The 12,937-nt window shown below is 62.8% G+C and carries 11 protein-coding genes; all 11 read left to right on the top strand.

Annotation, left to right across the window (positions count from 1 at the left end; all coding sequences use genetic code 11):
• The first annotated feature begins 405 nt into the window (after positions 1–405).
• The 11 genes from ACJ8J4_RS19260 to ACJ8J4_RS19210 all read left to right on the top strand — a co-directional run bounded on the left by ACJ8J4_RS19260 (position 406) and on the right by ACJ8J4_RS19210 (position 12,917).
• Positions 406–1,842, top strand: coding sequence for a sensor histidine kinase (locus ACJ8J4_RS19260; RefSeq protein ID WP_025303933.1), 1,437 nt, complete (start codon positions 406–408; stop codon positions 1,840–1,842).
• A gap of 3 nt (positions 1,843–1,845) precedes the next feature.
• Positions 1,846–2,718 (top strand): two-component system QseEF-associated lipoprotein QseG, encoded by an 873-nt coding sequence (qseG, locus tag ACJ8J4_RS19255; protein ID WP_050505132.1) that lies wholly within the window; start codon positions 1,846–1,848, stop codon positions 2,716–2,718.
• Positions 2,715–4,055 (top strand): two-component system response regulator GlrR, encoded by a 1,341-nt coding sequence (glrR, locus tag ACJ8J4_RS19250; protein ID WP_025303931.1) that lies wholly within the window; start codon positions 2,715–2,717, stop codon positions 4,053–4,055. The genes qseG and glrR overlap by 4 nt, the downstream gene beginning before the upstream one ends.
• Before the next feature lie 130 nt (positions 4,056–4,185).
• On the top strand, positions 4,186–5,808 hold the full coding sequence (locus ACJ8J4_RS19245; protein WP_025303930.1) for an NAD+ synthase: 1,623 nt from the start codon (positions 4,186–4,188) through the stop codon (positions 5,806–5,808).
• Positions 5,809–5,819: 11 nt separating this feature from the next.
• Complete coding sequence (glnB, locus tag ACJ8J4_RS19240) at positions 5,820–6,158, top strand: nitrogen regulatory protein P-II (RefSeq protein ID WP_004847623.1); 339 nt, start codon at positions 5,820–5,822, stop codon at positions 6,156–6,158.
• A 204-nt stretch (positions 6,159–6,362) separates the two neighbouring features.
• Positions 6,363–7,286: a LysR substrate-binding domain-containing protein gene (locus tag ACJ8J4_RS19235; RefSeq protein ID WP_004941365.1), complete on the top strand. Its 924-nt coding sequence runs from the start codon at positions 6,363–6,365 to the stop codon at positions 7,284–7,286.
• Positions 7,287–7,401: 115 nt separating this feature from the next.
• On the top strand, positions 7,402–8,865 hold the full coding sequence (locus ACJ8J4_RS19230; protein ID WP_043138131.1) for a gamma-aminobutyraldehyde dehydrogenase: 1,464 nt from the start codon (positions 7,402–7,404) through the stop codon (positions 8,863–8,865).
• Between the two features lie 73 nt (positions 8,866–8,938).
• Complete coding sequence (gene ydcS, locus ACJ8J4_RS19225; protein ID WP_025303928.1) at positions 8,939–10,093, top strand: putative ABC transporter substrate-binding protein YdcS; 1,155 nt, start codon at positions 8,939–8,941, stop codon at positions 10,091–10,093.
• Between the two features lie 53 nt (positions 10,094–10,146).
• Positions 10,147–11,175 (top strand): ABC transporter ATP-binding protein, encoded by a 1,029-nt coding sequence (locus tag ACJ8J4_RS19220; RefSeq protein WP_015378790.1) that lies wholly within the window; start codon positions 10,147–10,149, stop codon positions 11,173–11,175.
• Between the two features lies 1 nt (position 11,176).
• A complete protein-coding gene (locus ACJ8J4_RS19215; RefSeq protein WP_025303927.1) occupies positions 11,177–12,121 on the top strand; it encodes an ABC transporter permease in 945 nt (314 codons plus the stop codon).
• On the top strand, positions 12,111–12,917 hold the full coding sequence (locus ACJ8J4_RS19210; protein ID WP_004941378.1) for an ABC transporter permease: 807 nt from the start codon (positions 12,111–12,113) through the stop codon (positions 12,915–12,917). Before ACJ8J4_RS19215 ends, ACJ8J4_RS19210 begins: the two co-directional genes overlap by 11 nt.
• Positions 12,918–12,937: the final 20 nt, after the last annotated feature.

Here is a 12,937-nt window from a genome sequence, read left to right as displayed (position 1 = left end):
TGAGGCACCGCCTGTATCCAACTGTGATGAAGGGTTCATCAATCCTGGATACTTACGGATGCTATTCGTCCTGTTCGATGCCAGCCGCTGCGCTACATCACCCTGGGGACGAGGTTCAAGGGCATCCACACTTTCCTTGCGTTGGGGCAAGTTTCTTGCCCCGATGTCAATTCTCAACGCTGCGCTTATCCCTGTTTCGTTGCCTATGCCCTCGAACGCAGACGCTCTCCCCACACTCTCGTTTTCGCACCGGTTGATATTACCGGGGCCGCATGCCGTCGGCAGGCCTATGGGCGCGGTTCACCAATCCCGCGGCTTTTTCCTTGTGCGTTCAGGATTCTCCCTTGCCGGGCTTTTTTCTTTCCGGCGAGTCAGTTAGCATCGTGACAGAGCTGAGAGAATGAGATGATTTCGTTGAAAAAATGGCGTTTATTTCCCCGTTCGCTGCGGCAATTGGTGCTGCTGGCCTTTCTGTTGGTGCTGCTGCCGCTGTTGGTGCTGGCCTATCAAGCCTACCAGAGCCTGGATCACCTCAGCGCGCAGGCGGCGGACATCAACCGCACCACGCTGGTGGACGCGCGGCGCAGTGAGGCGATGACCAGCGTGGCGCTGGAGATGGAGCGCAGCTATCGTCAGTACTGCGTGCTGGTCGATCCTACGCTGCAGAAGCTGTACCAGAACCAGCGCAAGCAATATTCGCAGATGCTGGACGCCCACGCGCCGATTCTGCCGGACGAGCGCTACTACCAAACGCTGCGTCAGTTGCTGACCCAGCTGGCGGCGATCAAATGCCATAACAGCGGGCCGGACCAAGAGGCTTCGGCCTTGCTCGAATCGTTCTCCCGTTCCAACGCCGAAATGGTGCAGGCCACGCGCGCGGTGGTGTTCTCGCGCGGCCAGCAGCTGCAGCAGGCCATCGCCGAGCGTGGCCAGTTCTTCGGCTGGCAGGCGCTGCTGCTGTTCCTGGTCAGCGTGCTGCTGGTGGTGCTGTTTACCCGCATGATCATCGGGCCGGTCAAGGCCGTGGAACGGATGATCAACCGCCTGGGGGAAGGGCGCGCGTTGGGCAGCACTGCATCGTTCAAAGGGCCGCGCGAGCTGCGTTCGCTGGCGCAGCGCATCATCTGGCTGAGCGAGCGGCTGGCGTGGCTGGAATCGCAGCGCCACGAATTCTTGCGCCATATCTCGCACGAGTTGAAAACGCCGCTGGCCAGCATGCGCGAAGGCACCGAGCTGCTGGCCGACGAGGTGGCGGGGCCGCTGACTTCCGATCAGAAAGAGGTGGTGACGATCCTCGACAACAGCAGTCGCCACCTGCAGCAGCTGATTGAACAACTGCTGGATTACAACCGCAAACTGGCCGATGGCCCGGCGGAACACGAGAACGTCGAGCTGCGCGAGATGGTCGATTTGGTGGTCGCCGCGCACAGTTTGCCGGCGCGGGCGAAGATGATTTCCACCGAAATCGTGCTGGAGGCGGAAATCTGCTGGGCAGAGCCTACGCTATTAATGCGCGTGCTGGATAATCTCTACTCCAATGCGGTGCACTACGGCAAGGAATCCGGTAACATTTGGATCCGCAGCCGTCAGGTTGGACAACGGGTGCAAATCGACGTCGCCAATACCGGCACGCCGATCCCCGAGGCTGAAAGAGCCATGATTTTCGAGCCTTTTTTCCAGGGTAGTCACCAGCGAAAAGGGGCGGTAAAAGGAAGCGGACTGGGGTTGAGCATCGCTCAGGACTGTATCCGTCGCATGCGCGGTGAGCTGCAACTGGCGACGGTCGCCGGTGCAGACGTCTGCTTCCGCATTGAACTGCCGTTAACCGCCGAGAATGAATAAATAATGTACACATGGTCTAAGCGCCTTCGTCTTTCACAGACCGAACGTTCACCGCGTGCCACGCACAGAGCGCCGCTCGGCAAACGCCCGATCAGCTGGTTGGGCGCAGTCTTCTTTATGCCGCTGTTGCTGGCGGGCTGCGTCGATCGCGCCGTCAGCGGCGGCCTGAACTCTCAGCAGCAAGAGGCGATCCCGGATACCAAGGTGATCGATTACCGCACCGCGGCTTGCGATACCCTGTGGCAGTTGGACGACAAGGATGCGCTGGATAATGCGCTCTACTGGCTGCGCGCGATGGACTGCGCCGATCGCATCGGGTCGACCCAGGCGCGCGCGCTGGCGAAAACGGTGCCTGGTGACAGCTGGTCCGGCGTTTTCAAACAGAGCATCCTGCTGGGTAGCGCACAGCCGACCTCCGGCGAACGCCGCCAGATGATCGACAGGATCAACAGCTACCGGATGGAGTTCCCCGGCTCGCTGCGTCCACTGACGCAGCTGTGGCGCCAGCAGCAGATGCTGCAGATCACGCTGTTCGATGAGAAAGCGCGCTATCAGCATCTGCAGGAGAGCAGCGACAGCCAGATCGATTCGCTGCGCCAGAGCCAGGCGCGTTTGCAATCGCAGCTGCAGGACACCTCGCGCAAGCTGGAAAACCTGACCGACATCGAGCGCCAGCTCTCTTCGCGCAAGCAGCTGCAAGGGGAAATCCCGGACAACGGCGCGGGCTCGCAAAAGGGCGAAGCCGCCGGTAAAAACGGCGCGGCCGCCAAAGGGGCTGAGCCGCAGGACGAGCCGGAAAAGGGCACCGCGCTGCCGGTTGAACCGGAAGACACCTATACGCCGCCCCCTGCCAATAAGGAGTCCCACGCGCAATGACCGCACGCAAACCGGCCAACCTGTTATTGGTTGACGACGATCCCAGCCTGCTGAAGCTGCTGGGCATGCGCCTGACCAGTGAAGGTTTTCACGTCACCACCGCCGAAAGCGGCCAGGAAGCGCTGCGCCTGCTGGCGCGCGAACAGATCGATCTGGTGATCAGCGATCTGCGTATGGACGAGATGGACGGCATGGCGCTGTTCGCCGAGATCCAAAAACATCAGCCGGGCATGCCGGTGATCATTCTCACCGCGCACGGTTCGATTCCCGATGCGGTGGCCGCCACCCAGCAAGGGGTGTTCAGCTTCCTCACCAAACCGGTGGATCGCGATGCGCTGTACAAGGCCATCGACGAGGCGCTCGCGCTGTCGGCCACCCCGGCCGGCGACGAGGCCTGGCGGGAAGACATCGTCACCCGCAGCCCGCTGATGCTGCGCCTGCTGGAGCAGGTGAAAATGGTGGCGCAGTCCGACGTCAGCGTGTTGATCAACGGCCAGAGCGGCACCGGCAAAGAGGTGGTGGCGCAGGCGATCCACGCCGCCAGCCCGCGCGCCGGCAAGGCGTTCATCGCCATCAACTGCGGCGCGCTGCCGGAGCAGCTGCTGGAGTCCGAACTGTTCGGCCACGCCAAGGGCGCCTTTACCGGCGCGGTCAGCAGCCGCGAAGGGCTGTTCCAGGCGGCGGCGGGCGGCACGCTGTTCCTCGACGAAATCGGCGATATGCCGCTGTCGCTGCAGGTGAAGTTGCTGCGTGTGCTGCAGGAGCGCAAGGTGCGGCCGCTGGGCAGCAACCGCGATCTGGACATCGACGTGCGCATCATCTCCGCCACCCACCGCGATCTGCAAAAGGCGATGGCGAAGAACGAGTTCCGCGAGGATCTCTACTACCGCCTCAACGTGGTGAACCTGAAGATCCCGGCGCTCAACGAGCGCGCCGAAGACATTCCGCTGCTGGCCAACCACCTGTTGCGCGAAGCGGCTCAGCGGCACAAGCCGTTCGTGCGCAGCTTCTCGACCGACGCCATGAAGCGGCTGATGACCGCCAGCTGGCCGGGCAACGTGCGTCAGCTGGTCAACGTCATCGAGCAGTGCGTGGCGCTGACCTCGGCGCCGGTGATCAGCGAAGCCCTGGTGGAGCAAGCGCTGGAAGGAGAAAACACCGCGCTGCCGACCTTTGCCGAAGCGCGCAACCAGTTTGAGTTGCACTACCTGCGCAAGCTGCTGCAGATCACCAAGGGCAACGTGACCCAGGCCGCACGCATGGCGGGCCGCAACCGCACCGAGTTTTACAAATTGCTGTCGCGTCACGAGCTGGACGCCAACGATTTCAAAGAATGACAGATTCCCGCCGGTGCCTGCCACGCAGGTTCTCAACAAATCCGGCGGAATGATTTACACTCCGTTCTCTTTGCCGCGGCGCGCCCCGGCGTAGAGCACCATGGAACGTATTAAGCGGGATCGTACACAAATGAGCAGATCACTTTCCATCGCCCTGGCCCAGCTGAACCTGCTGGTCGGCGACATTGAAGGCAACACCGAACGCATGTTGCAAATCGTGCAGGAGCAGCAGAAGGCGGGAGCCGATCTGGTCATGTTCAGCGAACTGGCGCTGTCCGGCTACCCGCCGGAAGACCTGCTGTATCGCAATGATTTCTACCAGCGCTGCGACGCGCAGCTGCTGCGCCTGCAGCAGGCCTCCGCCGAGACGGCGATCCTGGTCGGCCACCCGTGGCGCGAAGGCGACAAGCTGTATAACGCGCTGTCGCTGTTTGCCGAAGGGCGCCTGCTGACCCGCTACTTCAAGCAGCAGCTGCCGAACTACGGCGTGTTTGATGAGAAGCGCTATTTCCATGCCGGCAACGACACCTGCGTGGTGGAGCTGAAAGGCTACCGTCTGGGGCTGCTGATTTGCGAAGATCTGTGGTTCCCTGAGCCGATCGACGCCGCCAAGGCGGCCGGCGCGGAGATTATCCTGTCGATCAATGCCTCGCCGTATAACCGCGAAAAACCATATATCCGTAAAACGCTGATGGCCGGCCACTGCCAGCGCACCCAGCTGCCGCTGGTGTACCTCAACCAGGTCGGCGGCCAGGATGAGCTGATCTTCGACGGCTGCTCCAAGGTATTCGACGCCGCCGGCACCATGACCCACCGTCTGGCGGCCTTCGACGAGCAGGTGACTCGTCTGGAATTCAACGAGCTGGCCGTGGTGCCGATGGCCGATCCGGCCGCTGAACTGCCGCAGCTGGCGCAGGTGTATCAGGCGCTGGTGCTGGCGGTGCGCGACTACGTGACCAAAAACGGCTTTAAAGGCGCGGTGCTGGGGCTGTCCGGCGGCATCGACTCGGCGCTGACGCTGGCGATTGCCGTGGATGCGTTGGGTAAAGACAAGGTGCAGGCGCTGATGATGCCGTTCCGCTATACCGCGGATATCAGCATCGCCGACGCCAAGGAAGAGGCGGAAATCCTTGGCGTGGAGTTCGATATCGTCTCCATCGAACCGATGTTCGACGCCTTTATGGGCCAGCTGTCGCCGATGTTCGCCGGCACCGAGCGTGACACCACCGAAGAAAACCTGCAGGCGCGTTGCCGCGGGGTGGTGCTGATGGCGCTGTCTAACAAACGCCGTAGCATCGTGCTTACCACCGGTAACAAGAGCGAAATGGCGGTGGGTTACGCCACGCTGTACGGCGATATGGCCGGCGGTTTCGACGTGTTGAAAGACGTGCCGAAAACACTGGTGTTCAAGCTGTCCGAATACCGTAATACCGTCTCCTACGTGATCCCGCAGCGGGTGATCGATCGTCCGCCGTCCGCCGAGCTGGCGCCGGATCAGGTCGATCAGGACAGCCTGCCGCCGTACGATATCCTGGATGCGATCCTGGAAGGCTACGTTGAGCGTGACAAGTCGGTCGCCGATCTGGTGGCCGAAGGGTTCGACGAAGCGATCGTGCGCAAGGTGATCCGCCTGGTGGACATCAACGAATACAAGCGGCGTCAGGCCGCCGTCGGGCCGCGCATCACCGCCCGTAACTTCGGCAAAGACCGCCGCTACCCCATCACATCCGGTTTTGGCCGCAAAAATTGGTAAAAGGAAAGAAGATGAAAAAGATCGACGCGATTATCAAGCCGTTCAAACTGGATGACGTCCGCGAAGCGCTGGCCGAAGTGGGCATCACCGGCATGACGGTCACCGAAGTGAAAGGTTTCGGCCGCCAGAAGGGCCACACCGAGCTATACCGCGGTGCCGAGTACATGGTCGACTTTTTGCCTAAGGTGAAGATCGAGATCGTGGTTGCCGACGACATCGTTGACACCTGCGTGGAAACCATCATGCAGACCGCGCAGACCGGCAAGATCGGCGACGGCAAGATCTTCGTCTTCGACGTGGCGCGCGTGGTGCGCATCCGTACCGGCGAGCAGGACGAAGAAGCGATCTGATCCTCTGCCATCAAGGGCGCAGCGTGCTGCGCCCTTGTCATTTCTGTCCTCCGCGCATCATGCTTCTTCGCCTCGCCGTTTCCCCCTTTTTGCCTGTCAGCATTCTAAAAAAGCGAACGCTATCGCGTTTTTGATACTTTTCCCGATCGCTTCGTGGCCGGCGTCTACACTCAACGCAATGTTTTTGCTTGAGGAATCCCCCCCATGATGACGTTACGCCAAATCCGCCACTTCATCGCCGTGGCGGAAACCGGGTCGATCTCCGCCGGCGCCCAGGCGGTGTTTGTCTCCCAGTCTTCGCTGACGCTCGCTATCCAGCAGCTGGAAACCGAGATCGGCGTGCGGCTGTTCGATCGCCACGCCAAGGGCATGACGCTGACCCATCAGGGGCATCAGTTTTTGCGCCAGTCGTATCTGATCCTGGCGACGGTGGACAACGCCAAGCGCAGCCTGCAGATCGGCACCGAAAGCCTGACCGGCAAGCTGACCGTCGGCGTCACCAGCCTGGTGGCCGGCTACTTTCTGGTGGAGCTGCTCACGCGCTTTAAATCGGCCTATCCCAACGTCACCGTGCAGGTGGTTGAAGATGAACGCCCGTACATCGAGCATCTGCTGGTTAGCGGCGAGATCGACATCGGCGTGCTGATCTTGTCGAACATCGAGGACCGCGACGCGCTGCAGACCGAGGTGCTGATGCACTCGCCGTATCGCCTGTGGCTACCGCCGCTGCACCCGCTGCTGGAGCACGAGAGCATCAGCCTGGCGGACGTGGCCAAACAGCCGCTGATCCAGCTCAACGCCGATGAAATGGACGTGCACGCGCGGCGCATCTGGGCGCGCGCCGGGCTGAAGCCGGAGATCGCCATGAAGACCGCCTCGACCGAGGCGGTGCGCAGTCTGGTGGCGGCGGGGATGGGGGTCTCCATCCAGCCGGACATGGCGTACCGCGCCTGGTCGCTGGAGGGCAACATGATCGAGGCGCGCAAGCTGGACGATCTGCTGGAGCCGCTGGATATCGGGTTGGCATGGCGGCGCGGCAGCGCGCGGCCGGAGCTGGTGACGCCGTTCCTCACCATCGCGCGCGAGAACGGCAGCAAACACGCCGCCGGGCTTAAGCATTCGATTTAATCGAACGCGTCGTTCAGTATTTAGAATTTGTTGCCCGCCAGAGGCTCGCTTAGGCTGATTAAAACTAACTTATTCACATTTGGTTAACGTTTTTGTCACTTAGGGGCGTCAGGCGATGGCGGATGTGCAGGTTCTCTCAGGTTTGTCCTGTCAGCAGTTCATTAACGGTCAGCTTATCGACGGCGAAGGCCAGCAGGAATGCATCGTCAATCCGGCCAACGGCGAGACGCTGATCGCCCTGACCGAAGCCTCTTCGGCGCAGGTCGGCAGTGCGGTGAAAGCCGCGCAGCAGGCGTTCAGCCACTGGTCGCGCACCACGCCGGCCCAGCGCGCCACGCTGTTGCTGCGCATCGCCGACGCCATCGAGCGGCAGGCGCCGCAGCTGGCGCAGCTGGAAGCCCTCAACTGCGGCAAACCGCTGCATCAGGCGCTCAATGACGATCTGCCGGCGGCGGTCGACGTGTTTCGCTTCTTCGCCGGCGCGGTGCGCACGCAGCAAGGGCAGCTGGCCGGCGAGTATGTGCCCGGCCACACCTCGATGATCCGCCGCGATCCCATTGGCGTGGTGGCCTCGATCGCCCCCTGGAACTATCCGCTGATGATGGCGGCGTGGAAAATCGCGCCGGCGCTGGCGGCGGGCAATACCGTGGTGTTTAAACCGTCCGAACATACGCCGCTGACCATTCTGGCGCTGGTGCCGGCGCTGCAGGAGATCCTGCCGCCGGGCGTGCTGAATATCGTCTACGGCGGCGGTGAAGGGGTCGGCAGCCAGCTGGTGGGGCACCCGCAGGTGCGGCTGGTGTCGGTCACCGGCGATATCGTCACCGGGCAAAAAATTCTTCAGGCGGCGGCCAAAAGCGTCAAGCGCACCCACCTGGAACTGGGGGGCAAGGCGCCGGTGATCGTCTGCGACGACGCCGATCTCGACGAGGTGGTCAACGGCATTCGCACCTACGGCTATTACAACGCCGGCCAGGACTGCACCGCCGCCTGCCGCATCTACGCGCAGGCGGGCATCTATCCCAAACTGGTGGACGCGCTGGGCGAGGCGGTCGCCAGCCTGCGCTTCGCCCGCAAGCGCGATCAGGACAACGAGATCGGCCCGTTGATAAGTAGCCGCCAGCGCGATCGCGTCGCCAGCTTCGTCGAGCGGGCGCTCAGCCAACCGCATATCGAATTGATCACCGGCGCCGCGGCCCACTCCGGGCCGGGGTTCTACTACCAGCCGACCCTGCTGGCGGGCTGCCTGCAAAGCGACGAAATCGTGCAGCGCGAGGTGTTTGGCCCGGTGGTCAGCGTCACGCGCTTCGAGCATCTGGCGCAGGCAGTCGAGTGGGCCAACGACTCGGAATACGGGCTGGCTTCGTCGGTGTGGACGCAAAATATCGATCGGGCGCTGCACATCGCCGCCCATCTGCAGTACGGCAGCACCTGGATCAACACCCATTTCACCTTGGCGAGCGAGATGCCGCACGGCGGCCTGAAACGCTCCGGCTACGGCAAGGATCTGTCCAGCGATTCGCTGCAGGATTACAGCGTTGTCAGACACGTAATGGCGAAGTTCAAAGCCAGCTTCTAGCGGTTCTATAAAGCAAAATCGGGCGGCAGCCGTTCCCTGCCGCACACAGATACGCAACACAGGGGTAATTACGATGAGAAAAACTACCGCAGTCACCACCACCGTCTCCGCGCTCTGTCTCACCGTGCTGTGCGGCCTGGCCCAGGCGGCCGATCTGCCGCAGTCACTGGGCAAAGGCGAAGGCCGGCTGGATATCATCGCCTGGCCCGGCTACATCGAACGCGGCCAGTCCGACAAAAACTACGACTGGGTCACCCAGTTTGAGAAGCAAACCGGCTGCGCAGTGAACGTGAAGACCGCCGCTACCTCCGATGAAATGGTCAGCCTGATGGCCAAAGGCGGCTACGATCTGGTGACCGCCTCCGGCGACGCCTCGCTGCGCCTGATCTTCGGCAAGCGGGTGCAGCCGATCAACACCGCGCTGATCCCGAACTGGAAGAACATCGATCCGCGCCTGCTGAACGGCGCCTGGTACACCGTGGACGGCAAAACCTACGGCACGCCGTACCAGTGGGGGCCAAACCTGCTGATGTACAACACCAAAACCTTCCCGACGCCGCCGGACAGCTGGGCGGTGATCTTCCAGCAGCAGAACCTGCCGGACGGCAAGAGCAACCAGGGGCGGGTGCAGGCTTACGACGGCCCGATCTACATCGCCGACGCGGCGCTGTTCCTGAAGGCCACCCAGCCGCAGCTCGGCATCAGCGATCCTTATCAGCTCAACGAAGAGCAGTATCAGGCGGCGCTGAAGCTGCTGCGCAGCCAGCACGCGCTGATCCACCGCTACTGGCACGATACCTCGGTGCAGATGAGCGACTTTAAAAACGAAGGCGTGGTGGCTTCCAGCGCCTGGCCGTATCAGGCCAACGCCCTGAAGGGCGAGGGGCAGCCGATCGCCACCGTGTTCCCGAAAGAGGGCGTGACCGGCTGGGCGGATACCACCATGTTGCACAGCGACGCCAAACACCCGAGCTGCGCCTACCAGTGGATGAACTGGTCGCTGGAGCCGAAGGTGCAGGGCGACGTGGCGGCCTGGTTCGGGTCGGTGCCGGCTTCGCCGGCGGGCTGCAAGGCCAGCGCGCTGCTGGGTGAGAAGGGCTGCGAAACCAACGGCTTCAACCAGTTCGACAAAATCGCCTTCTGGAAAACGCCGCAGGCGCAGGGCGGCAAGTTCGTGCCGTACAGCCGCTGGACCCAGGACTACATCGCCATCATGGGCGGCCGCTAAGCCGCGGGGCGCAGCCCGCTGCGCCCGAATCACATCCGTATGGAGCACAGAAAATGACCATTGCCGTGCAATTCATCGATGTTTCGCGGACTTTCGGCGATGTTCGCGCCGTGGATCGGGTATCCATCGATATTCAGGACGGGGAATTCTTCTCCATGCTCGGGCCGTCCGGCTCGGGCAAAACTACCTGCCTGCGCCTGATCGCCGGCTTTGAACAGCTCACTTCCGGCTCGATTCGCATCCACGGCCAGGAAGCCGCCAACCTGCCGCCGTACCAGCGCGACGTGAACACCGTGTTTCAGGATTACGCGCTGTTCCCGCACATGTCGGTGCTGGAAAACGTCGCCTACGGCCTGATGGTGAAGGGCGTCGCCAAACGCGAGCGGCTGGCGCGGGCGCAAGAGGCGCTGGAGAGCGTGGCGCTCGGTTTCGTCGCCGAACGCAAGCCGGCGCACCTGTCGGGCGGCCAGCGTCAGCGCGTGGCGTTGGCGCGCGCGCTGGTCAATCGGCCGCGGGTGCTGCTGCTGGACGAGCCGCTCGGCGCGCTGGATCTCAAGCTGCGCGAGCAGATGCAGGGCGAGCTGAAGAAGCTGCAGCGCCAGCTGGGCATCACCTTTATCTTCGTCACCCACGATCAAAGCGAAGCGCTGTCGATGTCCGATCGGGTGGCGGTGTTCAATAACGGCCGCATCGAACAGGTGGATACGCCGCGCGAGCTTTACATGCGGCCGAAGACGCCGTTCGTCGCCGAGTTCGTCGGCACCTCCAACGTGGTACGTAGCGAGCTGGCGCAGCGCCTGCTCGGCGAAAGTCGAACCTTCTCGATCCGGCCGGAACATATCCGCCTGCTGGAGCAAGGCGGCGCGGCGCAGGACGAGATCCAGGTGCAGGGCACGCTGCAGGAAATCCATTACCAGGGCGCGGCCACACGCTATGAAATCGCGCTGAACGGCGGCGAAAAGCTGCTGGTCAGCCAGGCCAATCCGCAGTGGATCGCCGAAGGGCAACAGCGGCAGATCGGCCAGCCGATCGTCGCCTGCTGGCCGCGCGCGGCGATGGTGCCGCTGCTGGAGGAGAGGTGAGATGGACATGAGCATCGATTCCCCCTCGGCGCGCGGCGGTACCGTGCGCGCGCTGTCGACCTGGCTTTATCGCCGGCCGACGCTGTATCTGCTTTTGCTGCTGGTGCCGCCGCTGCTGTGGTTCGGCGCGGTGTACCTCGGTTCGCTGCTGACGCTGCTGTGGCAGGGGTTTTACACCTTCGACGATTTCACCATGGCGGTGACGCCGGACCTGACCTTCGCCAACCTGGCGGCGCTGTTCAACCCGGCCAACTACGACATCATCCTGCGCACGCTGACCATGGCGGTGCTGGTGTCGCTGGCCAGCGCGGTGCTGGCGTTCCCCATCGCCTATTATATGGCGCGCTACACCAGCGGCCGCGTCAAGGCGTTCTTTTATATCGCCGTGATGATGCCGATGTGGGCCAGCTATATCGTTAAAGCCTATGCCTGGACCCTGCTGCTGGCGAAAGACGGCGTGGCGCAGTGGTTCCTGCAGCACCTGGGGCTGGAGCCGCTGTTGGCTTCGCTGCTGACGGTGCCCGGCGTCGGCGGCAACACGCTGTCGACCTCGGGGCTGGGGCGTTTTCTGGTATTCGTCTATATCTGGCTGCCGTTCATGATCCTGCCGATCCAGGCGGCGCTGGAGCGCCTGCCGCCCTCGCTGCTGCATGCCTCAGCGGATCTGGGCGCGCGACCGGCGCAGACTTTCCGCCACGTTATTTTGCCGCTGGCGGTGCCGGGTATCGCCGCCGGATCGATCTTCACCTTCTCGCTGACGCTGGGCGACTTTATCGTGCCGCAGCTGGTGGGGCCGCCGGGCTATTTCATCGGCAGCATGGTGTACGCCCAGCAGGGCGCGATCGGCAATATGCCGATGGCCGCGGCCTTTACGCTGGTGCCGATCGTCCTGATCGCCATCTACCTTTCCATCGTCAAACGTCTGGGGGCTTTCGATGCACTCTGAACGCGCGCCCTTAGGGCTGAAGCTGGCCGCCTGGGGCGGACTTGTCTTCCTGCATTTCCCGTTGGCGATCATCGCCATCTATGCCTTCAACACCGAGGATGCGGCCTTCAGCTTCCCGCCGAAGGGCTTCACGCTGCACTGGTTTAACGTCGCCGCCGGGCGGCAGGACATCCTCGATGCGGTACTGCTGTCGGCGCAGATCGCCTGCCTGGCGACCGCCATCGCGCTGGTGCTCGGCACCCTGGCGGCGGCGGCGCTGTATCGGCGCGATTTCTTCGGCAAGGACAGCATTTCGCTGCTGCTGCTGCTGCCGATCGCGCTGCCGGGGATCGTCACCGGCCTAGCGCTGCTGGCGGCGTTCAAGGCGCTGAACATCGAGCCGGGCATCCTGACCATCGTCGTCGGCCATGCGACGTTCTGCGTGGTGATCGTGTTCAACAACGTCATCGCCCGGTTCCGCCGCACCTCGTACAGCTTGATCGAAGCGTCGATGGATCTCGGCGCCGACGGCTGGCAAACCTTCCGTTACGTGATCTTGCCGAACCTCGGCTCGGCGCTGCTGGCCGGCGGCATGCTGGCGTTTGCGCTGTCGTTCGACGAAATCATCGTGACCACCTTTACCGCTGGCCACGAGCGCACGCTGCCGCTGTGGCTGCTGAACCAGCTTGGCCGCCCGCGCGACGTGCCGATCACCAACGTGGTGGCGCTGTCGGTGATGCTGTTGACCATGCTGCCGATCCTCGGCGCTTACTACCTAACCAAAGGTGGAGAAAGCGTCGCCGGCAGCGGCAAATAATTTCCTTACCCGACCTCTGA

The organism is Serratia sp. CY47280, from assembly GCF_052168655.1.
Lineage (GTDB): Bacteria > Pseudomonadota > Gammaproteobacteria > Enterobacterales > Enterobacteriaceae > Serratia > Serratia bockelmannii.
The sequence above is the reverse complement of the archived record's forward strand: the minus strand, read 5'-3'. Positions and strand labels throughout refer to the sequence as shown.

Bases quoted from the DNA above. Each gene is read 5' to 3' on its own strand.
- ACJ8J4_RS19260 (WP_025303933.1), top strand. From the start codon at position 406: ATGATTTCGTTGAAAAAATGGCGTTTATTTCCCCGTTCGCTGCGGCAA.
- qseG (WP_050505132.1), top strand. From the start codon at position 1,846: ATGTACACATGGTCTAAGCGCCTTCGTCTTTCACAGACCGAACGTTCA.
- glrR (WP_025303931.1), top strand. From the start codon at position 2,715: ATGACCGCACGCAAACCGGCCAACCTGTTATTGGTTGACGACGATCCC.
- ACJ8J4_RS19245 (WP_025303930.1), top strand. From the start codon at position 4,186: ATGAGCAGATCACTTTCCATCGCCCTGGCCCAGCTGAACCTGCTGGTC.
- glnB (WP_004847623.1), top strand. From the start codon at position 5,820: ATGAAAAAGATCGACGCGATTATCAAGCCGTTCAAACTGGATGACGTC.
- ACJ8J4_RS19235 (WP_004941365.1), top strand. From the start codon at position 6,363: ATGATGACGTTACGCCAAATCCGCCACTTCATCGCCGTGGCGGAAACC.
- ACJ8J4_RS19230 (WP_043138131.1), top strand. From the start codon at position 7,402: ATGGCGGATGTGCAGGTTCTCTCAGGTTTGTCCTGTCAGCAGTTCATT.
- ydcS (WP_025303928.1), top strand. From the start codon at position 8,939: ATGAGAAAAACTACCGCAGTCACCACCACCGTCTCCGCGCTCTGTCTC.
- ACJ8J4_RS19220 (WP_015378790.1), top strand. From the start codon at position 10,147: ATGACCATTGCCGTGCAATTCATCGATGTTTCGCGGACTTTCGGCGAT.
- ACJ8J4_RS19215 (WP_025303927.1), top strand. From the start codon at position 11,177: ATGGACATGAGCATCGATTCCCCCTCGGCGCGCGGCGGTACCGTGCGC.
- ACJ8J4_RS19210 (WP_004941378.1), top strand. From the start codon at position 12,111: ATGCACTCTGAACGCGCGCCCTTAGGGCTGAAGCTGGCCGCCTGGGGC.